Here is a 25,130-nt window from a genome sequence, read left to right on the forward strand (position 1 = left end):
CAGTCAGGCTCAGCCGGCACCTCGCCCGCGGCGCGCGTCGTCCCGAGCCACGCGACATATCACCGATACCCCCAGATCTGTGGACGAAGCGCCGCACCCGAGGGGCGGGCCCGTGTCATGGCAGCCGCCGACGCCACTCCGCACCCCTGCGTCGGCCGACCGCTCGGCGTCGACCTCGCCCGGCCGCCGCGGCCACCATCCGGTTCGAGGCCGCGCGGCGTGGCCTCAGCCCGATGCGTTTCGCGGCCCAGGTGGGCTGTCCGGGCGGCGGTCTCCGCCCGTCCCCGAAACCCCTGACGCCGGGGCGCTGACGCCGTCCGCCTGCGGGCCGCGCACGGTCCAGGTCGCGGGATGAAAGAATCTGGGGCGTGAACGAGCTTCCCTGGATCGAGATCATCTCCGCCGTCGTCGTCCTCGCGGGGGGCGGCGGCATCGCCGGGCTCCTGGCCGCGCGGCGTCGCCGGCGCCACCAGGAGGACGACGGCGGTCGTGCGCCGCAGGCGGGCACCGGCACCGCCACCGCGCCCCGGCCGGTCGAGACGGCGGAGCCCGAGACGGCCGAACCCGGGGCGGCCGCGCCCGAGGCCGCGGCACCCGCCCCGGCGGAGCCCGAGGTGGCTCCTGCCCCCACCGTCGAGACGCCCGCCCCCACCGCGGGCCGCCTCGTGCGCCTGCGGGACCGCCTGGCGCGTTCCGGCTCGCCCCTGGGCGCGCGCCTGCTGTCCGTCCTGTCGCGCGACTCCCTCACGGAGGACGACTGGGACGAGATCGAGGAAGAGCTGCTCCTCGCGGACGTCGGGGCGGGGCCCACGACGGAGCTGCTCGACGCGCTGCGCACCAAGGTGCGCGTGCTGGGCGTCCGCGAGCCCGCCGCCGTGCGGGACCTGCTGCGCTCGGAGCTCGTCGCGCTGCTCGACCCGGGCATGGACCGCGCGCTGCGCACCGAGCCGACCACCGCCGAGGACGGCACCCACCTGCCCGCCGTGACGCTCGTGGTGGGCGTCAACGGCACGGGCAAGACGACGACCGTGGGCAAGCTCGCCCGCGTGCTGGTCGCCGACGGCCGCAGCGTGGTGCTCGGCGCCGCCGACACGTTCCGCGCCGCGGCGGCCGACCAGCTCACCACGTGGGGCAACCGCGTGGGGGTGCCGACGGTGCGCTCGGACCGCGAGGGCGCCGACCCGGCGTCGGTCGCGTTCGAGGCCGTGGCCCGTGGTCGTGACGACAAGGCCGACGTGGTGCTCGTCGACACCGCCGGGCGCCTGCAGAACAAGGCCGGCCTCATGGACGAGCTGGGCAAGATCGTGCGGGTCGCGAGCAAGGTCGCGGCGCCGAGCGAGGTGCTCCTGGTGCTGGACGCGACCACGGGCCAGAACGGTCTGTCGCAGGCGCGCGTCTTCGCGGAGGTCGCCGGCGTCACGGGCATCGTGCTGACCAAGCTCGACGGCACCGCCAAGGGCGGCATCGTGGTCCAGGTGCAGCGGGAGCTCGGCGTGCCGGTCAAGCTCGTCGGCCTCGGGGAGGGTCCGGACGACCTGGCGCCGTTCGAGGTCGAGGAGTTCGTGGACGGCATTCTCGGCTGACGCATTCGAGCCGCGCTCCGGGGCGGGGGAATTCCGCAATTGCGGAACCCCGCCCCGTGCCTATTTCCCCGGCGACACGTCCCACATCGTGGAATGCCTCCTGCGCACCCGCGTGACGCCCGTATTGCGCCGCAATCACGATTGAGTCACATTTCGCGGCGGCATTTCGCCCATCTGGAGCGTGAAACGAGACGTTTACACCGTCGACGGCTGCGTCACGCATCCGTAACGCCGAGGTGCGCCCGGTGAAACGGTCCTTCGCAACTGTGTTGCGAGCCCAGCACCCCGAGCTGGCCAAGAGAGGATCGTCTTATGGAACTGGACACCGGAGCCACAGCGTGGATGCTGACATCAGCATCGCTCGTGCTCCTGATGACCCCCGGGCTCGCCCTCTTCTACGGTGGCATGGTCCGCGGCAAGTCCGTGCTCAACATGATGATGATGTCGTTCGGCGCCATTGCCGTCACCGGTGTCATCTACGTGCTGTGGGGATGGTCGATGTCCTACGGAGCGGACGTCGGCGGAATCTTCGGCAACCCCCTCGACCAGTTCGGTCTCGCCGGCGCGATCTACGACGACGCCGGTGAATTCCTGATCGACGACTTCGGTGTTCCGGGCATCGTCGGCGTCGGATTCCAGGCCACCTTCGCGATCATCACGGTCGCCCTGATCTCCGGCGCCATCGCGGACCGCGTGAAGTTCGGCGCCTGGCTCGTCTTCGTGGCCCTGTGGGTCACGCTCGCGTACTTCCCGATGGCCCACATGGTCTGGGGCGGCGGCCTCCTGTCCGGCGACGGTCCCTTCGCGTCCATCGCCGCGCCGATCGACTTCGCGGGTGGCACGGTGGTGCACATCAACGCCGGTGCCGCCGCGCTGGTGCTCGCCCTGGTGATCGGCAAGCGCAAGGGCTTCGGCGCCGAGCCGATGCGCCCGCACAACCTGCCGCTCGTCATGCTCGGTGCCGCCCTGCTGTGGTTCGGCTGGTTCGGCTTCAACGGTGGTTCCGCCTTCACGGCTGACGGCTTCGCCGGCCTCTCCTGGGTCAACACCACCGCCGCCACCGCCGCCGCGATCCTGGGCTGGCTCGTCGTCGAGAAGATCCGCGACGGCGCCGCCACCTCGCTCGGTGCCGCCTCGGGCGTCGTCGCCGGCCTGGTCGCCATCACCCCCGCCGCCGGTGCGCTCAGCCCGGTCGGCTCGATCATCCTCGGCGTGATCGCGGGCGCGCTCTGCGCCTTCGCGGTGGGCTTGAAGTACAAGTTCGGCTACGACGACTCGCTCGACGTCGTGGGCGTCCACCTCGTGGCCGGCCTGTGGGGCACCGTCGGCATCGGCTTCCTCGCCACCGACACGGGCCTGTTCTACGGCGGCGGCTTCAACCAGCTCGCGGTGCAGGCGATCATCGCGATCGTCGCCGTGCTCTTCTCCGCGGTCATCACGCTGGTGATCGCCCTCGCGATCAGGCCGTTCGGCTGGCGCGTGTCCGAGGAGGCCGAGGTCAGCGGCATCGACCTCGCCGTCCACGGCGAGACCGCCTACGAGAACTCCGGATCCACCATCACCGAGGCGCGCTGACCGTACTACGGTGCAGCGACCCGACTGCTTAGGAGGCAGCGCATGAAGCTTGTCACGGCGGTCATCCAGCCCCACCGGCTGGACGACGTGAAGACGGCGTTGGAAGGTGCAGGGGTTCGCGGGATGACCGTGAGCGAGGCCAGCGGCTACGGGCGGCAGAAGGGCCACACCGAGGTCTACCGCGGTGCGGAGTACACCGTCGACCTGGTGCCCAAGGTCCGGATCGAGGTGCTCGTCACGGACGCGGACGTCGCCGCGGTGACGGACGCCGTGGTGGGCGCCGCCCAGACCGGCAAGATCGGTGACGGCAAGGTGTGGGTCGTGCCGGTGGAGGACGTGGCGCGCGTCCGTACCGGTGAGCACGGCGACGCCGCCCTCTGACGGGGAGCGTACGACGACGCATGACCAGTGACCCGGAGTCCGAGGGCGCCCGGGAGCAGGCGGAGGCCCCGCACCCCACGGGGGTGCGGGGCCTCCGCGACGAGCTGCTCACCATCGCCACCGACCTGACCGGCCCCGGCAGGTCGGGCCTGGCCCGGCGGTCCGCCGTCGGCCTGCGGGCCACCGAACGCCTGCAGGCCCTGTTCGCCGAGGCGACCGAGGGGGTCGACCCCGCGGGCATCGCCCTGGCGGCGGTCGGCAGCCTGGGCCGCGGCGAGCTCGGGCCCCTGAGCGACCTCGACCTCGTGCTGGTGCACGACGGGCGCACGCACGGGGCCGACGAGCTCCGGCAGGTGGCCGAGCGCCTCTGGTACCCGCTGTGGGACTCCGGCATCGACATCGACCACGCCGTGCGGTCCCTGAGCCAGTCCCGGCAGGTGGCCGCGAGCGACCTCCCGGCGGTGATCGGCTGGCTCAGCGTGCGGCCCGTGGCGGGGGACGCCGTCGTCGTGCACCGCGCGGCGTCCGCCGCCCTGACGGACTGGCGCGCCGCGGCGCGCCGGCGCCTGCCCGAGCTGATCTCGTCCACGCGCGACCGCGCGCAGCGCGCGGGCGAGCTGGCCTACCTCATCGAGCCCGACCTCAAGGAGGCGCGCGGCGGCATGCGGGACGCCGTGCTGCTGTCCGCGCTGGCGGCGACCTGGCTCACCGACCGCCCGCACGGGGCGGTCGACACCGCGTACACGCACCTGCTCGACGTGCGCGACACGCTGCAGGTGGTCACGCGGCGGCGCACCAGCAGGCTGCTGCTCGCCGATCTCGAGGAGGTCGCCGAGCGCACGGGGTACGACGACGGCGACGAGCTGCTGGCCGGTCTGGCCGAGTCGGGCCGGGTCATCTCGTACGCGCTGGACATGACCATCCGGCGGGCGCGCCAGGCCCTGGCCCGCCCGGTGGGCGTGGGCAAGCCGCTCATGGTCCGCGGACGGCGCACGCCGCCCCGCCTGCGCTCGGTGGGCGACGGCCTGGTGGAGCACGACGGCGAGCTCGTGCTCGGCGTGGGCACCCGCCCGGCGACCGACCCGCTGCTGCCCCTGCGGGCGGCCGCCACCGCAGCCCGCACCGGCCTGGTGCTGTCGCCCGTGACGATCCGCAGCCTGGAGCAGTGCCCGCCGCTGCCCGAGCCGTGGCCGCCCGCCGCGCGCGAGAGCCTGCTCGCGCTGCTGGGCGCGGGCCCCGCGCAGGTGCCGGTCTGGGAGGCGCTCGACCTCGCGGGCGTGGTCACGTCCTGGTTCCCGGAGTGGGCCGACGTGCGCAACCGTCCGCAGCGCGCCGCGATCCACCGGCACACCGTGGACCGCCACCTGGTCGAGACGGCGGCGGTGGCCGCGCGGCTGCGCCGTCGGCTGCCGGAGCTCGGTGCCGCCGCGGGGCCGCACGCGGGCACGACGCCGGGCGACCTGCTCCTGCTCGCGGCCCTCCTGCACGACATCGGCAAGGTGCGCGGCGCGGCCGACCACTCCGTGGAGGGGGCGCGGCGCGTGCCCGCGATCCTGCGGCGGGCGGGCTTCGCACCGCAGGTGGTCGACGACGTCACGCTGCTCGTGCGGCACCACCTCACCCTCGCGGACCTGGCCACACGTGCTGACCCCGACGACCCGGCGACCGTGACGACGCTCCTGGACGCCGTGGACCACCGTCGCGACCTGCTCGACGTGCTACGCGCCCTCACCGAGGCGGACACCACGTCGCTCGGGCCCAAGGCCTGGACGGACTGGCGCGCGCAGCTCGTGGACGGTCTCACGGAACGGGCGCGGGCCCGGCTGGCGGACTGAGCGGATCTCCCGGGTCGTCGATGAACGGGAGCCGACCGGACTCTATTAGGCTGTGCCCGTGTTCAACTCCCTGTCCGACCGGCTTACCTCGACGTTCAAGAACCTGCGCACGCGGGGCCGTCTCTCCGAGGCGGACATCGACGCGACCGTGCGGGAGATCCGTCGTGCCCTCCTCGACGCCGACGTCGCGGTGCCCGTGGTGCGCGAGTTCACCGCCACGGTGCGCGAGCGCGCGCTCTCGGCGGAGGTCTCCGGGGCGCTGAACCCCGCGCAGCAGGTCGTCAAGATCGTCAACGAGGAGCTCGTCGACGTGCTCGGCGGGGCCACGCGCCCGCTGACGCTCGCCAAGACGCCCCCGACGGTCATCATGCTCGCGGGTCTGCAGGGTGCCGGCAAGACGACGCTCGCGGGCAAGCTCGCGCACGCGCTCAAGGGACAGGGCCACACCCCGCTGCTGGTCGCCGCCGACCTGCAGCGCCCCAACGCGGTGACGCAGCTGTCCGTGGTGGCCGAGCGCGCCGGCGTGCCGGTGTTCGCGCCGCACCCGGGCAACACGTCGGACGCCGACGACCCCGCGGCCGACGCGCCCCTGATCGGCGACCCGGTGGGCGTGGCCCGTGACGGCGTCACGTACGCCCGGGAGCGCCAGCACGACGTCGTGATCGTGGACACCGCGGGCCGGCTCGGCGTCGACGAGGTGCTCATGCGGCAGGCGGCGGACATCCGCGCAGCCGTGAACCCGGACGAGGTCCTGTTCGTCATCGACGCGATGATCGGCCAGGACGCGGTCAACACCGCGAAGGCCTTCGCCGAGGGCGTCGACTTCACCGGCGTCGTGCTGTCCAAGCTCGACGGCGACGCGCGCGGTGGTGCGGCCCTGTCGGTCGCCAAGGTGACCGGCCGGCCCATCATGTTCGCCTCGACGGGCGAGAAGCTGACCGACTTCGAGGTGTTCCACCCGGACCGGATGGCGAGCCGCATCCTCGACATGGGTGACGTGCTCACCCTGATCGAGCAGGCCGAGAAGGCGTTCGACGCCGAGCAGGCCGAGAAGATGGCGCAGAAGCTGGCCACCGGCCAGGACTTCACGCTGGCCGACTTCCTGGTGCAGATGCAGCAGCTCAAGAACATGGGCTCGATGAAGAAGATGCTCGGCATGATGCCGGGCATGGGGCAGATGCGCGAGCAGCTCGAGCAGTTCGACGAGCGCGAGGTGAACCGTATCGAGGCGATCATCCACTCGATGACGCCTGCCGAGCGTGAGAACCCGAAGATCATCAACGGCTCCCGCCGCGCCCGGATCGCCAAGGGCTCCGGCACTACGACGACGGCGATCAACCAGCTCCTCGAGCGGTTCGACAGCGCCCAGAAGATGATGCGCCAGATGTCCAAGGGCGGTGGCCTCGGCCCGGGCGGGATGCCCGCGATGCCGGGCGGCCCGGGCATGGGCATGGGCAAGAAGTCCCGCGGCAAGACGCAGCCGCCGAAGAAGGGCAAGAAGGGCAAGTCGGGGAACCCGGCCAAGCGCGCGCAGCAGGAGAAGGAAGCCATGCAGCGTGCCCTCGGCGGCGGTCCGGCGAGCGCGCCCTCGTCGGCCCCGGCCGGTTCGGCGTTCGGCGTCGGACCGAAGAAGACCGGGACGCCCGACCTGAGCGACCTCGAGCTGCCCCCGGGCCTGGAGAAGTTCCTGGGTCGGTGAGGACGGCCGGCGCGAGCCGGAGGGTGTGAGTCGGGGAGAGCGAAGGAGCCGCATGTCTGCGCTGGAAGGTCCGACCGCGGCGATCCGCGGGCGCATCCTGCTGGGTGACGACCGTGTGGCGGAGGAGGTCTGGGTCCGCTCCGGGCGGATCAGCCTGACCCGGCCGTCGGCGCAGGGCACCAACATGCGGGTGCTGGAGGGCTGGGCCGTGCCCGGCCTGGTGGACGTCCACTGCCACATCGGGCTGGCCGCCGACGGCGCCGTGCCGGTCGAGGAGGCCGAGAAGCAGGCCGTCGCGGACCGCGACTCCGGCGTGCTCCTGGTGCGGGACGCGGGCTCGCCGCTCGACACGGCGTGGGTGCACGACCGGCCCGACCTGCCCCACCTGCTGAGGGCCGGCACGCACCTGGCCCGCCCGAAGCGCTACCTGCGCAACTACGGGCTCGAGCTCGAGTCCCCGGAGCTGCTGCCGCAGGCGGTGCGGACGCAGGCTCGCCGCGGCGACGGCTGGGTCAAGCTCGTGGGCGACTGGATCGACCGCACCCTGGGGGCCGACGGCGACCTGCGCCCGCTGTGGTCCGACGACCTGCTCGCCGAGGCGGTCGCCGTGGCCCACGCCGAGGCGGCGCGCGTGACGGTGCACGCCTTCGCCACCGAGACGATCGACGGGCTGCTGGCGGCCGGCGTCGACTGCATCGAGCACGGCACCGGCATGACCGCCGAGCACATGGCGGTGGCGGCGGAGCGGGGCATCGCCGTCACGCCCACGCTGCTGCAGGTGGGGCAGTTCGAGAACATCGCCGCCCAGGCGGACGGCAAGTACCCCGTCTACGCGCGCCGCATGCGCGCCATGTACGCGCGCCGGTACGAGCACGTGCGCGACCTCTACGAGGCGGGCGTGCCGCTGCTGGTGGGCACCGACGCGGGCGGCACCATCTCGCACGGCCGCATCGCCGACGAGTGCGCCGAGCTGGTCGCGGCGGGCATCCCGCCGGCCGAGGTGGTGGCGATGGCGTCCTGGCGCGCCCGTGACTACCTCGGTTTCGGGGCGGTCGTCGAGGGCTCCAGCGCCGACCTGGTGGTGTACCCGGCCGACCCGCGCGAGGACATCGAGGTGCTCCGCCACCCCACCGCCGTCGTGCTGCGCGGCACGGTCTACCCGACGGCCCGCTGACCCGTCACCAGGCGGTCGGTGTGTGAGGCACGTCTGGTTGGTGGGGCCCCTCGCCGTCTGGCACAATGTGCACGTACTCGGCGTGCCCGGACCCCTCTCACCCGGTCAGGTCGTGTCCCGGCCCCCCACACTGCGACACCCCACGTCACGGTGCTCGGGCCATCCCGTTCAGAACCAGGAGTGACCACTTCGTGGCCGTCAAGATTCGTCTCAAGCGCCTCGGCAAGATCCGGGCCCCGTACTACCGTGTCGTCGTCGCCGACTCGCGCACCAAGCGCGACGGTCGTGTGATCGAGGAGATCGGCAAGTACCACCCGACCGAGGAGCCGTCGCTCATCGAGATCAAGTCGGAGCGCGCGCAGTACTGGCTCGGCGTCGGCGCTCAGCCGACCGAGCAGGTCGCCGCTCTGCTCAAGGTGACCGGTGACTGGCAGAAGTTCAAGGGCCTGCCGGGTGCCGAGGGCACCCTGAAGGTCAAGGGAGAGAAGGCTGACACGGCCGCCGCGATCGAGGCCGTGCACGCCGACGCCGAGAAGGCCAAGGCCAAGGCTGCCGAGAAGGCCGCCGCTGCCGCCGCCGAGGCTCCGGCCGAGCCGGCAGAGGGCGACGAGGCCTGATGCTCTCGGAGGCCCTCGAGCACCTGGTGCGCGGCATCGTGGACAACCCGGACGACGTCCGCGTGTCCGCGAAGACGCTGCGCCGTGGTGACCTCCTCGAGGTCCGCGTGCACCCCGACGACCTGGGCCGTGTCATCGGCCGCGGTGGTCGCACGGCGCGCGCTCTGCGCACCGTGATCGGTGCGCTCGCCACCGAGGGCCCGGTGCGGGTCGACGTCGTGGACGTCGACCGGCGCTGAGCGGTCGCCCGCCAGCACGACGAGGCCCGGTCCGAACGCGGACCGGGCCTCGCTCATTCATTCTTCGAGGAGAGACATGCAGCTCACCGTGGCCCGCGTCACCAAGGCGCACGGGCTCAAGGGCGAGGTGGCCCTGGACCTGCGCACGGACGATCCGGAGACCCGGCTCGCGGTCGGTGAGCGGCTCGAGACCGTGCCCGCGGCCGCCGGGCCCCTCACGGTGACCCACGCGCGGCAGCACCAGGGCCGCTGGCTGGTCACGTTCGCCGAGGTCGCGGACCGCGACGCGGCCGAGGACCTGCGCGGCGTCGAGCTGGTCGTCGAGGCGGACGCCTCCGACGAGGACGACGCCTGGTACCCGCACGAGCTCGCGGGCCTGCGCGCCGAGCTCGAGGACGGCACCGTGGTCGGCACCGTCGTCACCCTGGAGTACCTGCCCGCGCACGAGGCGCTGCTCGTCGAGGAGACGCTGCCCGACGGCGGCACCGCCCGCACGCTGGTGCCGTTCGTGCTGGCGATCGTGCCCGTGGTCGACGTCGCGGGCGGCCGCGTCGTGCTCACGCCGCCCGGCGGCCTGCTGGCCCGGGACGCCGAGGCCGCGATCGTCGACCGTGCCGATGATGCCGACACCGTCGGCCGTGCCGATGATGCCGACACCGTCGGCCGTGAGGCCGACTGACGTGCGCGTCGACGTCGTCTCGATCTTCCCCGACTACCTGTCCGTGCTGGACCTGTCCCTGGTCGGCAAGGCACGGCAGCGCGGCCTGCTGGACCTGCGGGTGCACGACCTGCGCGACTGGACCACCGACCGGCACCGCACCGTGGACGACACCCCGTTCGGCGGGGGAGCCGGCATGGTGATGCGGCCGGACGTCTGGGGCGTGGCCCTGGACGACGTCCTGGAGCCGGGCGCGCAGCTGGTCGTGCCGACGCCCTCGGGCGAGGTGTTCACACAGCGGCATGCCGAGGAGATGGCCACGGCGGAGCAGCTCGTGTTCGCGTGCGGGCGCTACGAGGGCATCGACGCGCGCGTGGCCGAGCACTACCGGGACGCCGGCGTCACGGTGCGCGAGCTCTCGATCGGGGACTACGTGCTCAACGGCGGCGAGGTGGCGTCCCTCGTCATGATCGAGGCCGTGGCGCGGCTGGTGCCGGGCATGGTCGGCAACCCGGAGTCCCTCGTCGAGGAGTCGCACGGCGCCGCGGGCCTGCTGGAGTACCCCGTCTACACGAAGCCGCCGTCGTGGGCGGACCTGGAGATCCCGGAGGTGCTCCTGTCGGGGCACCACGCGCGGATCGAGCGCTGGCGGCGCGACCGCGCGCTGGAGCGGACGGCGGAGCGTCGGCCGGACATGATCGCGGCCCTCGACGTCGCGACCCTCGACAAGCAGGACCTCGCGCTGCTCGCGGAGCTGGGCTGGGTGCCGGGGGAGGACGGCGCGGGCCTGGTCCGGGCCTGACGTCACACCCCGCCCTGGTCGCACGCCGGCGGACGTGTGGCAGAATGAACCGTTGGTGCGTCGCCGGTCAGGTCTCTGCCACAGGGGACGACCGGGGCGGGCAACCGTCCCTGACCGGGTCGAGCCGCACCGCCATCCTCACCCCTTCCGGGACCCTCACGGCCGCGTGGCCGTGCCAGGGCCCACGACATTCGCGCCTGACCTGTGGCAGGCCCGGAGAGAACGATGCAGAAGCTCGACATGATCGACACCGCCTCGCTGCGGTCCGACATCCCGGAGTTCCGCGCCGGTGACACGGTCAAGGTCAACGTCAAGGTCGTCGAGGGCAACCGCTCTCGTGTCCAGGCGTTCCAGGGCGTCGTCATCTCCCGCCACGGCGGTGGGATCGGCGAGACGTTCGCGGTCCGCAAGATCAGCTTCGGTGTGGGCGTGGAGCGCAAGTTCCCGCTGCACGCGCCGACCATCGAGTCGATCGAGGTCGTGACCCGCGGTGACGTGCGCCGCGCGAAGCTGTACTACCTGCGCGAGCTGCGCGGCAAGAAGGCGAAGATCCGCGAGAAGCGCGACGTCTGACGTCGCACCACGCGATGTGCGTCGGCCGCCACCCTCTGTCGAGGGTGGCGGCCGACGTCGCACCTGCCCAGGTCTGTGGGGAAATCAGACGGGGTCGGTGTGGGCCCGCGAGGTGGTTTCGCCGCGGGCACCGAGTGGTGACAGAGTTACCCTCGTGACGAGTTTCGACCGGGTGGCACCGCCCACCCCTACCGATGGGACGCCGTTGAGCGCAGCAGATCCGTGGGGCCACAGCGGGGCGCATCGTGAGGGTGGAGCGGCACACGGGCGGGAGCCGCGCCGGCAGCAGTCGGGACTGCTGTCGATGCTGCGGGAGATCGGCATCATCGTCGTCAGCGCGCTCGTCCTGTCGTGGCTGATCAAGACGTTCCTGGTGCAGCCGTTCTACATCCCGAGCGCCTCCATGGAGGACACGCTGACGCAGGGCGACCGCGTCATGGCGTCGCGGCTGACGCCGGGGCCGTTCGACCTCCAGCACGGGGACATCGTCGTCTTCGTGGACCCGGGCAACTGGCTGCCGCCGTACGTGCCGCCGGAGCGCGGGCCCGTGGGTGACGCGGCGGTCTCGTTCCTGACCACCGTGGGCCTGCTGCCGCAGGACAGCGGCGACCACCTCATCAAGCGCCTGATCGGCCTGCCGGGCGACACGGTCGAGTGCTGCGACGCGGAGGGCCGGGTGTCGGTCAACGGCACGCCCATCGACGAGACCTACATCAAGCCGGGCTCGATCCCGAGCGAGGACTCCTTCTCCGTGACGGTCCCGGACGACATGCTGTGGGTCATGGGCGACAACCGCCAGAACTCCCAGGACTCGCGCAAGAACCGGGGCAAGCCCGGCGGCGGGTTCGTGCCCGTCGACAACGTCGTGGGCACGGCGTTCGCCACCGTGTGGCCGCTCGACCGGCTGCACTGGCACAGCCACCCGTCCGACGTCTTCGCCGACGTCCCGGACGCGCCTCCCGCGGGGAGCTAGCCGTGCGCGTGGTCCCGACGCTGCGGCAGGAGCGGGCGCTGCTCGCCTCGGGCGCCCGCCTCGTGGCGGGCATGGACGAGGTCGGTCGCGGGGCCCTGGCCGGCCCTGTCAGCGTGGGCGTCGTGGTGGTGGACGCTGCCACGCGCACCGGGCCCAAGGGTGTCGCGGACTCGAAGCTGCTGACGCCCGCCGCACGCGAGGCCCTGGCGCCCGCCGTGCGGCGCTGGGCGGTGGCGTACGGGGTGGGGCACGCGGGCCCGGCCGAGATCGACGAGGTCGGCATCATCGCGGCGCTCCGCCTGGCAGGACGTCGCGCGCTCGCGCAGGTGCGGCAGGTGTGCGGCGACGTGGACGTGGTGGTCCTGGACGGCAAGCACGACTGGCTGTCGGCGCCCGCCCTCGACCTGTTCGCGGCCGCGGACGCCGCGGACGACGGCGCACCCGACCCCGCGGTGCGGACGCTGGTCAAGGCCGACATGACCTGCACCTCGGTGGCCGCCGCGAGCGTGCTGGCCAAGGTGGAGCGGGACGCGATCCTCGTCGAGCTGGCGCAGCGGCATCCCGAGTACGCCTGGGACCAGAACAAGGGCTACAGCGCGCGGGCGCACATGGACGCCCTCGGCCTGCACGGCCCGACCCCGCACCACCGCAGGTCGTGGAACCTGCCCGGAACCGCCGCGTCGGTGGGATGATGTGGTCGTGAGCGCCGAAGACCTCGAGAACTACGAGACGGAGATGGAGCTCGCGCTCTATCGCGAGTACCGCGACGTGGTGGGCCTGTTCTCCTACGTGGTGGAGACCGAACGCCGGTTCTACCTCGCCAACCAGGTGGACCTGCAGGTGCGGTCCGCAGCGGGCGAGGTGTACTTCGAGCTCCGGCTCGGCGACGCCTGGGTGTGGGACGTGTACCGGTCCGCGCGGTTCGTGAAGTCGGTGCGCGTGGTGACCTTCAAGGACGTGAACGTCGAGGAGCTGGCCAAGGCCGAGCTCGCGCTCTGACACTTCTTCGCGGACGGCGGCGACCCTCCTGACGGGCCGCCAACGCTCCGACGGTGACGCTGGAGCTGTGGATCGTCGGTCTGTGCACAGGTGACCCCGCGGGCGCCGTCGTCGGCCCCTGCCGTGACCCAGTCTGGTCACGGAGGTGGACGCGATGGCGAAGAAGGACGGCGTGGGCCGGTACGGCGAGCGGGTGGCGCGACAGCACCTGGAGGAGCGCGGCTGGACGGTGCTCGACACCAACTGGCGCGGGACGGACGGCGAGCTGGACATCGTCGCGGTCGACGGCGACGTGCTCGTGGTGGTCGAGGTCAAGACCCGTAGCGGAGTCGGCTACGGGCACCCCGCCGAGGCGGTCACGGCGCGCAAGCTCGCGCGGGTCAAGCGGCTGACGGGGCAGTACCTGACGGCGTTCCGCGAACGGCTGGCCCTCGCGCGGCTGGGCGGCGACGACTGGCCCGAGCTGCGCACGGCGTTCGGCGCGATCCGCATCGACGTGGTCGCGGTGACGCTGCCGCGCCGCGGGCGAGCGGTCGTCGAGCACCTCGAGGCGGTGGCCTGATGGGCATCGCGACCACGCGCGCCGTGTCGCTCGTCGGGCTGCAGGGGCACGTCGTGGAGGTGCAGGCGCACCTGGCGGCCTCGGTGCCGGGGTTCACGCTGGTGGGTCTCCCGGACACCGCGCTGAGCGAGTCGCGCGACCGGGTGCGGGCCGCCGTGGCCTCCACGGGGCTGCCGTGGCCGGTCCGGAAGATCACGGTGAACCTGTCGCCCGCGGCGCTGCGCAAGCAGGGCAGCGCGTACGACCTGGCGATCGCCGTGGCCGTCCTGGCGGGCGCGGACGGCCCCGCCGCGCCCGGGCTGCGCCGTGAGGGCCTCGGCCGGGTGGTGCACCTGGGCGAGCTCGGCCTGGACGGGCGGGTGCGGCCGGTGCGCGGCGTGCTGCCGTCGGTCGCGGCCGCCGTCGCCGCGGGCTTCCCGGACGTCGTGGTGGCGCAGGGGGACCTGGAGGAGGCGCGGCTCGTGCCGGGTGCGCGGGTGGTCGGCGCGGCCAGCCTCGCCGAGGTCGTGGCCCTGCACGGCGGACCGCCGGAGCTGGTGCGTGAGGTGGTGGCCGTGCGGCCGGACCGGTCAGCGCTGCCGAGCCGGCCGCCCGGCGACCTCGCCGACGTGCTCGGTCAGGAGCGCCCGCGGTTCGCCCTCGAGGTGGCGGCCGCCGGCGGACACCACCTGCTGCTCATCGGGCCGCCCGGCGCGGGCAAGACCATGCTGGCGTCGCGGATGCCTGGGATCCTGCCCGACCTCACGGACCGGGAGGCCGTCGAGGTCACGGCCGTGCACTCCGTCGCCGGCCTGTTCGACCCCGGCGGCGGCCTGATCCGTCGGCCCCCGTTCGAGGACCCGCACCACACGGCCACGGCGGCCGCGGTGGTGGGCGGAGGGTCTGGTGTGCCCCGTCCGGGCGCGGTGTCGCGGGCGCACCGCGGGATCCTCTTCATGGACGAGGCGCCCGAGTTCCGCGCGGACGTCCTGGAGACGCTGCGCCAGCCGCTGGAGCACGGCGAGCTCGTGCTCCACCGGACCGGCGGCGCGGCCCGTTACCCCGCCCGGTTCCAGCTCGTCCTGGCGGCCAACCCCTGCCCCTGCGGCATGGCGGTGGGCAAGGGTCTGGAGTGCAGCTGCTCGCCCACGGTGCGCCGGCGGTACCTCGCGCGCCTCTCCGGCCCGCTGCTGGACCGGGTCGACGTCCAGGTCGAGGTGGAGCACCCCGATCGCGTCGACCGGCTGGGGAGCACCTCCGAGCCGACGTCGGCCGTGGCCGCCCGGGTGCTCGCCGCGCGCGAGGCCGCGCGGGCCCGGCTGGCCGACACGCCCTGGTCCACGAACGCGGAGATGCCGGGCCGGTTCCTCCGCGACGTGCTCGGGCCGCGGCAGACCCTGTACGCCCCCATCGAGCGGGCCATGACGGACGGCACCCTCAGCCTGCGCGGCGTGGACCGCGTGCTGCGGATGGCCTGGACCGTCGCGGACCTCGCGGGGCGCGCCGCGCCGACGTCGGGCGACGTCGGGAACGCGCTGCTGCTGCGCACGCGGGGCGACCATGGATGAGCCGCTCTTCGACCTGCCCCGGGCGGGCCTGCGGTTCGACGCTGACGACGAGGTGCTGGCCCGGGCCGCCTGGAGCCGGCTGGCCGAGCCCGGTGACGCGGTGGCCGGAGCGCTCGTGGACAGCCTCGGCCCTGCCGACGCCCTGCGCTGGCTCGTCGACGCGGCGGGCGCGCCGGAACGCGCGGAGGCGGTGCTCCGCCGGATCGCGGGCGGGCGGGAGCTCGGGTTGGGGACGGTCGACGGCTCGCCGGGCCTCGCGGAGGCGCCGGGTCGGCTGCCTGAGGTGAGCACCGGCGCCGCGACGGGCGAGGGGCCCGCTGCCGGGCGGGCGGCTCGTGGTGGGGCCGTCGGCCTCCTGGTGGCAGCGGTGCGCCGCTGGGCCCCGCGTCTCGAACGGCTCGACCCCGAGGGCGAGCTGGCCGTGCTCGGCAGGCACGGTGGAACCTTCCTGGCGCCGGGCGACCCGCGCTGGCCGTCGTCGTTCGACGTGCTGGGTGCCGCGGCCCCGCTGTGCCTGTGGGTGCGCGGCGACCCGGACCTGGCACGGCTGGCGCGGCGGTCGGTGTCGCTGGTCGGGTCGCGGGCCTGCACCGACTACGGCGTCCGGGTGGCGCGGTCGCTCGCCCGCGGGCTGGCCGAGCGTGGGTTCACGCTGGTCTCCGGCGGGGCGGCCGGCATCGACGCCGAGGTGCACCGCGGCGCGCTGGTGTCAGGGGCGCCCACGGTGGCCTTCCTGGCGGGCGGCGTCGACCGGCTGTACCCGGCGAGCAGCACCGACCTGCTGCGCCGCGCCGCCGAGGAGGGCGGGGCCGTCGTCAGCGAGGCACCGCCCGGGTCGGTGCCGGGCAAGCAGCGCTTCCTCAAGCGCAACCGGCTCATCGCGGCGCTGAGCTCCGGCACCGTGGTGGTCGAGGCGGCGCTCCGCTCGGGCGCGCTGTCCACGGCCAACCACGCCGTGCGGCTGTTGCGGCCGCTCGGTGCGGTCCCCGGGCCGGTGACCTCGATGGCTTCGGCGGGCTGCCACGAGCTGCTGCGGCGGGGCGCCGCCGTGTGCGTCACCGACGCGGCCGAGGCCGCGGAGCTCGTGGGCGACATGGGGGAGGCCGCGCCGGTCCGCCGGGGCGAGAGCCGCCCGGGTGACGACCTCGACGCGGCGAGCGCGGCGGTGCTCGACGCGCTGCCGGTACGCAAGCCGGCGCACGAACGCTCGATCGCTCGGGTCGCGGGTCTGGCGTTCGCGGACACGACCGGCGCGCTCGGGCTGCTGGAGCTGCTGGGCCTGGCGGAGCAGCGGGACGGGGGCTGGCGCAGGCGGTGAGCGAGACCGCCGGTCCGGCGCACGAGGACGGCGCGCCTTCTTCACCCCGCGGCGCCCGAGGCGCACACTGGCAAACGTGGACCTTACCGACCTGTCCGGCTTGCCTCGGCTGCCCGAGCAGATGTCCGACGCCGTCTCCCGGTTCGCCAGCTACCTCGACGCGCAGCGCGGGCACTCCGCCCACACGCGGCGCGCCTACGTGGCGGACGTGACCGACCTCCTGCGGTACGCGATGCGGCACGGCACCACCCGCCTCCACGCCATCGACCTCACCCTGCTGCGCGGCTGGCTGGCGTCGCAGTCAGACCGAGGGCTCGCCCGGTCGACGCTCGCCCGGCGCGGCGCGTCCGCCCGTGCGTTCCTCCGGTGGGCGCACCGCGCGGGGCTCGTGCCGGTCGACCCGTCGTCCCGCCTGGCCAGCCCCAAGGTGCCGCGAACCCTGCCGACCGTGCTCGACGTGGACGCGGCGAGCCGCCTGCTCGACGGCGCCCGCGCGGCCGCGGACGAGGCGGACGAGGCGACGCGCCCCGCTGCCCTGCGCTCCTGGGTCGCCGCCGAGCTGCTGTACGGCGCCGGCATCCGGGTGGGCGAGCTCGTGTCGGTCGACGTCGGGCACGTCGACGCCCGCGACCGGCTGGTCCGGGTGCTCGGCAAGGGCGGCAAGGAGCGGGTGGTGCCCTTCGGCGTCCCGGCGGCGCGCTCCGTCGAGGCCTGGCTGTCCGACGGGCGCCCCGCCCTCGTGACGGCCACCACCGGCGATGCCCTGCTGGTCGGGGAGCGGGGCGGACGCTGGGGGCAGCGGCAGGTCCGGGAGGCGATCCACCGGCTGGCGGCCCAGGCCGGCGTGGACGACGTGGCGCCCCACGCGCTGCGGCACTCCGCGGCCACGCACCTGCTCCAGGGCGGGTCGGACCTCCGTGCGGTGCAGGAGGTGCTGGGTCATGCCAACCTCGCCACCACCCAGCGCTACACCCACGTGGACGCCGAGCGTCTGCGCAGCGTCTACGCCCAGGCCTTCCCCCGCGCCTGACGAACCGGCCGGCCCTCTGCCTGTGCCGGCCCAGGTCCGCATCGAGAACGCCCTGCGGGACGGTTTCCGGCCCTCTCCGGTCCCGGAGGTCGTTCTCGAGCGCGTCCCCGTCGGAGGGGGAGGGGTCAGAGGGGTGGGAGGAGGACTATGGGTGGGCGGTGGAGGAGGGTGAGCGGGTCGAGGTAGCGCTCGCCGCGGCGGACGCCCCAGTGCACGCAGGACCGCGGGGCGCAGTGGCCCGCCTGCCCCGGGCCGCCGGCGTCCTCCACGGTGCCGAGCGTCGTCCCGGCCGCGACGGCTGCTCCCTCGGGGACGGAGCCGGTCACGGGCTCCAGGCTGCTGCGCAGACCGTCCGGGTGCGTGACCACCACGACGCCACGGCCCGCAACCCGTCCCGCGAACGTGACGACGCCCGGTCCGGGCGAGACCACGGGCGAGCCGACGGCGGCACCCAGGTCGACGCCGCGGTGACCGGGACCCCACTCGTGCTCGGGCGGGTCGAACGGGCGCTCCACGCCGGTCGGCGGGTCCACGCCGGGCACCGGGGCGACGTAGCCGGTGTCTGCGCCCTGTCGCGTCGGGCCCACCGCGAGGTCCGGCCCCGACCGCAGCGCCGCCGCCGGTGCCTCCGCCCCGACGCCGGACAGCAGCGTGGCAACGGCAACCAGCACCAGACCGCGCCGCAGCCGCCCGCTCCGCGCCGGCCCGCCTATCCCCGCCGACCTGCCCTGCCCCGCCGTCCCGGGAATCGACCGTCCCCTCGCACCTGTTCTCATGTCGTCGAGCATCACCGCCCTGCGCCGCCTGCACGCGACCCGCCGGACCCCCTGTGCACAACCCGCCCGGGACCACCCCTGTGGTCACGTTCGGGGCCGCCCGGGCCCGTCGCCGAGGTCCGTCCGGCATGGCGGGCGACGTCACAGTCCCGGGTCGGGCGTCGCGTCCTCGTGGCATGGGCTTCTCGGGTAGACTTCCACCCGCGACCGGCATGCACTTCCGTCCGGCGGACCCACGGCCCCGGCCGACGGACCGCACGGCGGGGGAACTCCCGGTCGACACCGCGCGTCACATCGAGTCGCGCCCGGCAGCGGTCCGGCCCACAGGGTCGGCGTCGGGCACGTCGTGACGCCAGGGGCACCGAAGCAGCAGTGGTGCCGATCCAACCCGACCGCGGCCCGGACGTCTCCGAGCCGCCAGAAATGCGTGCGGAACCCGAGGCAACCTCGGCCCGCACCGAAAGGACGTGTCATGGCCGTCGTGTCCATGCGCCAGCTCCTCGAGAGCGGTGTCCACTTCGGACACCAGACCCGCCGTTGGAACCCGAAGATGAAGCGCTTCATCTTCACCGAGCGCAACGGCATCTACATCGTCGACCTGCAGCAGTCGCTGCACTTCATCGACAGCGCCTACGACTTCGTCAAGGAGACGGTCGCCCACGGCGGCTCCATCCTGTTCGTCGGCACCAAGAAGCAGGCCCAGGAGCCGGTGGCCGAGCAGGCCGCCCGCGTCGGGATGCCCTACGTGAACCACCGCTGGCTCGGCGGCATGCTCACGAACTTCACCACCGTGCACAAGCGTCTCCAGCGCCTCAAGGAGCTCGAGGAGATCGACTTCGACGACGTGGCCGCCTCGGGCCTCACGAAGAAGGAGCTCCTGGTGCTGCGCCGCGAGAAGGACAAGCTCTCGCGCACGCTGGGCGGCATCCGTGACATGGCCAAGGTTCCCTCGGCCGTGTGGATCGTCGACACCAACAAGGAGCACCTCGCGGTGGACGAGGCCCGCAAGCTGGGCATCCCCGTCGTGGCGATCCTCGACACCAACTGCGACCCCGACATGGTCGACTACGCGATCCCGGGCAACGACGACGCGATCCGCTCCGTCACGCTGCTCACCCGCGTGATCGCGGACGCCGCCGCCGAGGGCCTCATGCAGCGCCACTCGGGTGGCAGCAAGTCCGGTGCCGAGGCCGAGACGGCCGCCGAGCCCCTGGCCGAGTGGGAGCGCGAGCTCCTGGCCGGCTCCGAGGCCCCGGCCGAGGCCGCCGCGCCCGCCGAGACCCCGGCCGCCGCCGAGGCCGCCGAGACGGCTGAGGCCGCCCCCGCCGCCGAGGCCGTCGCCCCGGGTGCCGAGGCCGCTCCGGCCGTCGAGGCCGCGCCTGCCGAGGCCGAGACCGAGAAGTGACGCGTCGCGTCGGCCGGGTCCCCCGAGCGGGGACCCGGCCGGCGCACCGTCCCTCGGGTCGGACGACCTCCCCCGAACAACACGACTGCACGGAGGACCAGAACAATGGCGAACTACACCGCCGCTGACATCAAGGCGCTGCGCGAGCGCACCGGCGCCGGCATGCTCGACGTCAAGAAGGCCCTGGACGAGGCCGACGGCAACGCCGAGAAGGCCATCGAGATCATCCGGACCAAGGGCCTGGCCCGCGCCGCCAAGCGCGAGGGCAACGCCACGTCCGAGGGCCTCGTGGCCGTCAAGGTCGAGGACACCGCGGCCGGCCAGGTCGCCACGATGATCGAGCTGAACGCCGAGACCGACTTCGTCGTCAAGAACGAGAAGTTCATCTCGCTGGCCGACGCCGTCCTCGAGGCCGCTGCCGCCGCCGGTGCCACGGACGAGGTCTCGGCCGCCGCCGCGCCCTCCGCCGAGGGCACCGTCGCCGACCTGATCGCCGCGCAGGGCGCCACGCTGGGCGAGAAGCTCGCCCTGCGCCGCGTCGCGCGCGTCGAGGGCCCGAAGGTCACGACGTACCTGCACCGCACGGCCAAGGACCTGCCGCCGTCGATCGGCGTGCTCGTCGTCACCGACGAGGCCGGTGCGGCCGTCGCCAAGGACATCGCGCAGCACATCGCGGCGATGGCCCCGAAGTACCTGACGCGCGAGGACGTCCCGGCGGACGTCGTCGAGAAGGAGCGGGAGATCGCCCTGGAGACCTCGAAGAACGAGGGCAAGCCGGAGGCGGCGCTGCCCAAGATCGTCGAGGGTCGTCTGAACGGCTTCTTCAAGGAGGTCGTCCTGATCGACCAGCCGCTGGCGAAGGACCCGAAGACCACGGTCGGCAAGCACGTCGCCTCCGTGAACGGTTCGGTCACCTCGTTCGTGCGTTTCCGCGTCGGTTCCTGACGCGACCTGTTCGGCCCGGCCCGCGCTTCGGCGCGGGCCGGGCCGACCTGTACGCGGGCCGTTCCGCGTGACGGCCCGCCCGCCGCGCTCCCACCCGGGAGCGGGGCGAGGCTTCGATATCTTCGGTGCCGGGTGAAGCTCAGGGCTCCACACCGCACCAGGGATCTCGAGGCCGCCCCGGCCCCTCCGCACCGCGCGGAGGTGCGCTGCCCGCCGGTCGGGCAGTATGCCGGGAGGGGCCAGTCCCGGTAGTGACGACCGAAGGGTGACGGACCAGTGAGTGACGAGGCGACCCAGGGCATGGCGGTGGACGCGGACGGCAAGCCCGCCCGGCGGGTGCTGCTGAAGCTGTCCGGTGAGGCGTTCGGTGGCGGCAGCGTCGGGCTCGACGCCGACGTCGTGCGGCGCATCGCGAGGGAGATCGGCGTGGCCGTGCGCGACGGCGTCCAGGTCGCCATCGTCGTCGGCGGCGGGAACTTCTTCCGCGGCGCCGAGCTGAGCGTGGCCGGCATGGACCGCGCCCGCGCGGACTACATGGGCATGCTCGGCACCGTGATGAACTGCCTCGCGCTCCAGGACTTCCTGGAGCAGGCCGGCGTCAAGACGCGGGTCCAGACGGCGATCACCATGGGCCAGGTGGCCGAGCCGTACATCCCGCTGCGCGCCATCCGGCACCTCGAGAAGGGCCGCGTGGTCATCTTCGGCGCCGGGGCGGGCATGCCCTACTTCTCCACCGACACCGTCTCGGTGCAGCGCGCGCTCGAGACGCACTGCGAGCAGGTCGTCATGGGCAAGAACGGCGTCGACGGCGTCTACGACTCCGACCCCCGCCGCAACCCCGATGCGAAGAAGCTCGACCACCTGACGTACACCGACGCGCTCGTGAACCGCCTCGGCGTCATGGACGACACGGCGCTGGCCATGTGCCGCGACAACGACGTCCAGATGCGCGTCTTCGGCATGGAGGGCGAGGGCAACGTGACCCGTGCGCTGGCCGGCGAGCCGATCGGCACGCTGATCACGACGCGCTGACCGTGCGGCCCCGGGCCCGGCCCGGGATCTCGCGCACCTTTCGGCAGCCGGGCAAAGTGTCCGTAGAGTGGCCCCGGCACCACCCGTAGACGAATGAAGGAGCAGTGGTGATCGACGAGACCCTCCTCGAAGCCGAGGAAAAGATGGAGAAGGCGATCGAGGTCGCCAAGGAGGACTTCGCGGGTATCCGCACCGGTCGTGCCAACGCGGGGATGTTCAGCAAGATCACCGTCGACTACTACGGTGCGCCGACGCCGCTGCAGCAGCTCGCGTCGTTCAACATCCCGGACGCGCGCACGGTCATGGTGGCGCCGTTCGACAAGGGTTCGCTGCCCGCCGTCGAGAAGGCGCTGCGCGACTCCGACCTGGGCGTGAACCCGGCCACGGACGGCAACGTCGTGCGCATCGTGCTGCCCTCCCTCACGGAGGAGCGCCGCCGGGACTACGTGAAGCTCGCCAAGGCCAAGGCGGAGGAGTCGCGCGTCTCGGTGCGCAACATCCGCCGCAAGGCCAAGGAGGAGCTCGACCGCATCGTCAAGGACGGCGAGGCCGGTGAGGACGAGGTGGTGCGCGCCGAGAAGGAGCTCGACAAGCTCACCAAGAGCCACGTGGACCAGATCGACCAGCTGCTCTCCACCAAGGAGAGCGAGCTGCTCGAGGTCTGATGCCCGCACCGCCCCGAGAGAGAACAGAGCGAGACGACGCGCACCCCGCCGTGACCTCAGACCAAGAGCCCGCCCCCAAGCAGTCGCGGGCGGGCCGGAACCTGCCCGCCGCGATCCTCGTCGGCGTGGGCCTGCTCGGCGTCGTCGGCGCCTCGCTGTACTGGCGGCCCGAACCGTTTGTCCTCCTCGTGGTCCTCCTGCTCTGCGCGGGACTGTGGGAGCTGCGCCAGGCGTTCGCGCGCCGGGCGCTGCGGCTGCCCATGGTGCCCCTGTTCGTGGGCGCGGCCGGCATGATCGTCTCCGCCTACCGGGGCGGTCCCGAGGCGCTGTTCGTCGCCTTCGTGCTGACGGTGGCGGCCACGGTGGTCTGGCGTGCGCTCGACGGCTCCGGTCTCGCCGCCGTCCGCGACTCCGCGGCGGCGGTCTTCGCCGCCGCGTACCTGCCGTTCCTGGCCGGTTTCGTGGTCCTCATGCTCGCGCAGCCGGACGGCGAGATCCGCGTCGTGCTGTTCATCCTGCTGGCGGTCGCGAACGACACGGGCGGGTACATCGCGGGCGTGCTGCTCGGCCGGCACCCGCTGGCCCCGACCGTGAGCCCCAAGAAGTCCTGGGAGGGCCTGGCCGGCTCGATCGTGCTGGCCACGGCGGTGGGCGTGCTCGGGGCGGTGTACGGCCTGGGCGAGAGCCCGGTGCTCGGCGTCGCGCTCGGCGTGATGACCGCCGTCACAGCGACGGTCGGCGATCTCGCGGAGTCGCTCCTCAAGCGTGACCTAGAATTGAAGGACATGGGCTCATTGCTCCCGGGGCACGGGGGCGTGCTGGACCGCCTCGACTCGCTGGTCATCACAGCGCCCTTCGTCTATCTCGTGCTCTCGGTGGTTGCCTGATGAAAACTTCCCTTGCCCAGCCGACCGTCCGGCCCTCGGACGAGACCCCGGCGATCCCGCTGCAGATGGCGCCGAAGCGCCGTGGCAAGCCGCCGCGCCACTTCGCCGACCTCACGCCCGAGGAGCGCGTGGCCTCGGTGGTCGAGGCGGGAGAGCCGGCCTTCCGGGCCAAGCAGCTCGCCACGCACTACTTCACGCACTACACGAGCGACGCGGCGCGGATGACGGACCTGCCGGCCCGGACCCGCGAGGACCTGGCGACGACCATGTTCCCGTCGCTGATCCGTCCCACGCGCACGCTCCAGGCCGACGGCGGCACCACGGTGAAGACGCTGTGGCACCTGTTCGACGACGCCAAGGTCGAGTCGGTGCTCATGCGCTACCCGCAGCGCACCACGCTGTGCGTCTCCAGCCAGGCCGGCTGCGGCATGGCCTGCCCGTTCTGCGCGACGGGCCAGCTGGGCCTGACGCGCAACCTGTCCACGGCGGAGATCCTGGAGCAGGTGCGCGCGGCGTTCCGCAGCCTGGCCGACGGCGAGATCCCGGGCGGGCCGACCCGGCTGAACAACCTCGTCTTCATGGGCATGGGGGAGCCGCTGGCCAACTACAAGGCCGTGATCGAGACGGTGCGGGCCCTGGTGGCGCCGCAGCCCGAGGGCTTCGGCATGTCGGCCCGCAACATCACCGTCTCCACGGTGGGCCTGGTCCCGGCGATGCAGAAGCTGACCAAGGAGGGCATCCCCGTGACGCTCGCCCTGTCGCTGCACGCGCCGGACGACGACCTGCGCTCCGAGCTGGTGCCGATCAACACCCGCTGGAGCGTCGACGAGGCCCTGGACGCCGCGCGCGAGTACTTCGAGGTCACCGGCCGCCGCGTGTCCATCGAGTACGCGCTCATCAAGGACATGAACGACCACGGCTGGCGGGCGGACCTGCTGGGCGAGAAGCTCAACGCGCGCGGCCGCGGCTGGGTGCACGTCAACCCCATCCCGCTGAACCCGACGCCGGGCTCCATCTGGACCGCGAGCGACCGCGAGGTCGAGGACGAGTTTGTGGCACGATTGCGCGGTCACGGCATTCCGACCACGATCCGTGATACCCGCGGGAGCGACATCGACGGCGCCTGCGGGCAGCTTGCGGCTGAGGAGGACGACGAGTGAGTGGGATGTTCAACACCGTTCCCCGGATGCGCACGGGGTACGACAAGGACGAGGTCGACGAGTTCTTCGAGCACGCCCGGCAGGCCTACGAGGGACGTACGGCGGACAGGCTGACGAGCGCGGACATCCAGGCGTCCACGTTCGACCTGACCCGCGGTGGTTACAACACGCACGAGGTCGACGCGGCGCTCGACCGGCTCGAGGCGGCGTTCATCGCGCGCCAGCGTGCCGAGTACGCGGCCGCGCACGGCCAGCAGGCGTGGATGAACGCGCTCGCGGAGCGCGCGCGGTCCCTCTACGGGCGGCTGGGCCGACCGGACGGCGAGAAGTTCGCGCCCGCCGACCGTGGTTCGCAGGGCTACGACAAGGACGACGTCGACGACCTGTGCGACCGGCTGATCGGCTACTTCGACCGGCAGGAGCCGCTGACCGCCGGGGACATCCGGTCGGCCACGTTCGGCCGGGCCCGCGGGGCGGACGCCTACGACGAGGCATCGGTCGACGCGTTCCTGAGCCGCGCGGTGGAGGTCCTGCTGGGCGTCGAGTGACCCCCGCTGCCGAAGTAGAACTGTGGCGAGATAGAACTGGGGCCGGAGCACCGATCGGTGCTCCGGCCCCAGTTCTATCTCGCCACAGTTCTACTTCGGCACAGTGCGGAGGAGCATCTCGTGCTGTTCGACGGCGGCATGCCGGGC

The 25,130-nt window shown here is 73.2% G+C and carries 26 protein-coding genes; 25 read left to right on the forward strand and 1 reads right to left on the reverse strand.

Annotation, left to right across the window (positions count from 1 at the left end; genetic code table 11):
- Positions 1-368 precede the first annotated feature (368 nt).
- The 18 genes from ftsY (at position 369) to APR03_RS05885 (ending at position 17,565) form a co-directional block, all read left to right on the forward strand.
- Positions 369-1,583 (forward strand): signal recognition particle-docking protein FtsY, encoded by a 1,215-nt coding sequence (gene ftsY / locus APR03_RS05800; protein WP_253833615.1) that lies wholly within the window; start codon positions 369-371, stop codon positions 1,581-1,583.
- 312 nt (positions 1,584-1,895) lie between these two features.
- Positions 1,896-3,158 carry an ammonium transporter gene (locus APR03_RS05805; RefSeq protein WP_253833616.1) on the forward strand — a complete coding sequence of 421 codons (1,263 nt, stop codon included), beginning with the start codon at positions 1,896-1,898 and terminating at the stop codon, positions 3,156-3,158.
- A 42-nt stretch (positions 3,159-3,200) separates the two neighbouring features.
- Entirely contained in the window at positions 3,201-3,539 is a 339-nt protein-coding gene (locus APR03_RS05810; protein ID WP_119138010.1) for a P-II family nitrogen regulator, read from the forward strand.
- Positions 3,540-3,559: 20 nt separating this feature from the next.
- Positions 3,560-5,374 (forward strand): [protein-PII] uridylyltransferase family protein, encoded by a 1,815-nt coding sequence (locus APR03_RS05815; protein WP_253833617.1) that lies wholly within the window; start codon positions 3,560-3,562, stop codon positions 5,372-5,374.
- Between the two features lie 58 nt (positions 5,375-5,432).
- The gene (gene ffh / locus APR03_RS05820; protein ID WP_253833619.1) at positions 5,433-7,073 is read left to right on the forward strand and encodes a signal recognition particle protein; all 1,641 of its coding nucleotides are present in this window, start codon (positions 5,433-5,435) and stop codon (positions 7,071-7,073) included.
- 52 nt (positions 7,074-7,125) lie between these two features.
- On the forward strand, positions 7,126-8,247 hold the full coding sequence (locus APR03_RS05825) for an amidohydrolase family protein (protein ID WP_253833621.1): 1,122 nt from the start codon (positions 7,126-7,128) through the stop codon (positions 8,245-8,247).
- Between the two features lie 191 nt (positions 8,248-8,438).
- Positions 8,439-8,864, forward strand: coding sequence for a 30S ribosomal protein S16 (gene rpsP, locus APR03_RS05830; RefSeq protein ID WP_253833623.1), 426 nt, complete (start codon positions 8,439-8,441; stop codon positions 8,862-8,864).
- Positions 8,864-9,103, forward strand: a complete 240-nt coding sequence (locus tag APR03_RS05835) for an RNA-binding protein (protein WP_020016864.1) — start codon at positions 8,864-8,866, stop codon at positions 9,101-9,103. Before rpsP ends, APR03_RS05835 begins: the two co-directional genes overlap by 1 nt.
- A 76-nt stretch (positions 9,104-9,179) precedes the next feature.
- Entirely contained in the window at positions 9,180-9,782 is a 603-nt protein-coding gene (gene rimM / locus APR03_RS05840) for a ribosome maturation factor RimM (RefSeq protein ID WP_253833625.1), read from the forward strand.
- Between the two features lies 1 nt (position 9,783).
- Complete coding sequence (trmD, locus tag APR03_RS05845) at positions 9,784-10,563, forward strand: tRNA (guanosine(37)-N1)-methyltransferase TrmD (RefSeq protein ID WP_253834044.1); 780 nt, start codon at positions 9,784-9,786, stop codon at positions 10,561-10,563.
- 225 nt (positions 10,564-10,788) lie between these two features.
- Entirely contained in the window at positions 10,789-11,136 is a 348-nt protein-coding gene (rplS, locus tag APR03_RS05850) for a 50S ribosomal protein L19 (RefSeq protein WP_253833626.1), read from the forward strand.
- 205 nt (positions 11,137-11,341) lie between these two features.
- Positions 11,342-12,109 carry a signal peptidase I gene (gene lepB / locus APR03_RS05855; RefSeq protein ID WP_253833627.1) on the forward strand — a complete coding sequence of 256 codons (768 nt, stop codon included), beginning with the start codon at positions 11,342-11,344 and terminating at the stop codon, positions 12,107-12,109.
- Between the two features lie 2 nt (positions 12,110-12,111).
- Positions 12,112-12,801 (forward strand): ribonuclease HII, encoded by a 690-nt coding sequence (gene rnhB, locus APR03_RS05860; RefSeq protein WP_253833628.1) that lies wholly within the window; start codon positions 12,112-12,114, stop codon positions 12,799-12,801.
- A 7-nt stretch (positions 12,802-12,808) separates the two neighbouring features.
- Positions 12,809-13,108, forward strand: coding sequence for a DUF2469 domain-containing protein (locus tag APR03_RS05865; RefSeq protein ID WP_119137991.1), 300 nt, complete (start codon positions 12,809-12,811; stop codon positions 13,106-13,108).
- Positions 13,109-13,262: 154 nt separating this feature from the next.
- Positions 13,263-13,670: a YraN family protein gene (locus APR03_RS05870; RefSeq protein WP_253833629.1), complete on the forward strand. Its 408-nt coding sequence runs from the start codon at positions 13,263-13,265 to the stop codon at positions 13,668-13,670.
- Positions 13,670-15,217: a YifB family Mg chelatase-like AAA ATPase gene (locus APR03_RS05875; RefSeq protein ID WP_253833630.1), complete on the forward strand. Its 1,548-nt coding sequence runs from the start codon at positions 13,670-13,672 to the stop codon at positions 15,215-15,217. The genes APR03_RS05870 and APR03_RS05875 overlap by 1 nt, the downstream gene beginning before the upstream one ends.
- On the forward strand, positions 15,210-16,535 hold the full coding sequence (dprA, locus tag APR03_RS05880; protein WP_253833631.1) for a DNA-processing protein DprA: 1,326 nt from the start codon (positions 15,210-15,212) through the stop codon (positions 16,533-16,535). The genes APR03_RS05875 and dprA overlap by 8 nt, the downstream gene beginning before the upstream one ends.
- A gap of 121 nt (positions 16,536-16,656) precedes the next feature.
- Positions 16,657-17,565 carry a tyrosine recombinase XerC gene (locus tag APR03_RS05885; protein WP_253834046.1) on the forward strand — a complete coding sequence of 303 codons (909 nt, stop codon included), beginning with the start codon at positions 16,657-16,659 and terminating at the stop codon, positions 17,563-17,565.
- A gap of 125 nt (positions 17,566-17,690) precedes the next feature.
- Here APR03_RS05885 and APR03_RS05890 read toward each other — a convergent pair whose 3' ends face one another.
- Positions 17,691-18,236: a M23 family metallopeptidase gene (locus tag APR03_RS05890; protein ID WP_253833632.1), complete on the reverse strand. Its 546-nt coding sequence runs from the start codon at positions 18,234-18,236 to the stop codon at positions 17,691-17,693.
- 577 nt (positions 18,237-18,813) lie between these two features.
- Between APR03_RS05890 and rpsB the strand changes: the two genes are divergently transcribed.
- The 7 genes from rpsB (at position 18,814) to APR03_RS05925 (ending at position 24,983) form a co-directional block, all read left to right on the forward strand.
- Positions 18,814-19,746 (forward strand): 30S ribosomal protein S2, encoded by a 933-nt coding sequence (gene rpsB, locus APR03_RS05895; protein WP_253833634.1) that lies wholly within the window; start codon positions 18,814-18,816, stop codon positions 19,744-19,746.
- A 105-nt stretch (positions 19,747-19,851) separates the two neighbouring features.
- On the forward strand, positions 19,852-20,691 hold the full coding sequence (gene tsf / locus APR03_RS05900; RefSeq protein ID WP_253833635.1) for a translation elongation factor Ts: 840 nt from the start codon (positions 19,852-19,854) through the stop codon (positions 20,689-20,691).
- Between the two features lie 300 nt (positions 20,692-20,991).
- A complete protein-coding gene (pyrH, locus tag APR03_RS05905) occupies positions 20,992-21,723 on the forward strand; it encodes a UMP kinase (protein ID WP_253834053.1) in 732 nt (243 codons plus the stop codon).
- Between the two features lie 107 nt (positions 21,724-21,830).
- Entirely contained in the window at positions 21,831-22,388 is a 558-nt protein-coding gene (frr, locus tag APR03_RS05910; protein ID WP_253833636.1) for a ribosome recycling factor, read from the forward strand.
- A 50-nt stretch (positions 22,389-22,438) separates the two neighbouring features.
- The gene (locus APR03_RS05915) at positions 22,439-23,275 is read left to right on the forward strand and encodes a phosphatidate cytidylyltransferase (protein ID WP_253833637.1); all 837 of its coding nucleotides are present in this window, start codon (positions 22,439-22,441) and stop codon (positions 23,273-23,275) included.
- Positions 23,275-24,435: a dual-specificity RNA methyltransferase RlmN gene (gene rlmN, locus APR03_RS05920; RefSeq protein ID WP_465264319.1), complete on the forward strand. Its 1,161-nt coding sequence runs from the start codon at positions 23,275-23,277 to the stop codon at positions 24,433-24,435. Before APR03_RS05915 ends, rlmN begins: the two co-directional genes overlap by 1 nt.
- Before the next feature lie 5 nt (positions 24,436-24,440).
- Entirely contained in the window at positions 24,441-24,983 is a 543-nt protein-coding gene (locus tag APR03_RS05925; protein WP_253833638.1) for a DivIVA domain-containing protein, read from the forward strand.
- Positions 24,984-25,130: the final 147 nt, after the last annotated feature.

This window comes from Promicromonospora thailandica, assembly GCF_024171955.1.
In the GTDB taxonomy this organism is placed as follows: Bacteria; Actinomycetota; Actinomycetes; order Actinomycetales; family Cellulomonadaceae; genus Promicromonospora; species Promicromonospora thailandica.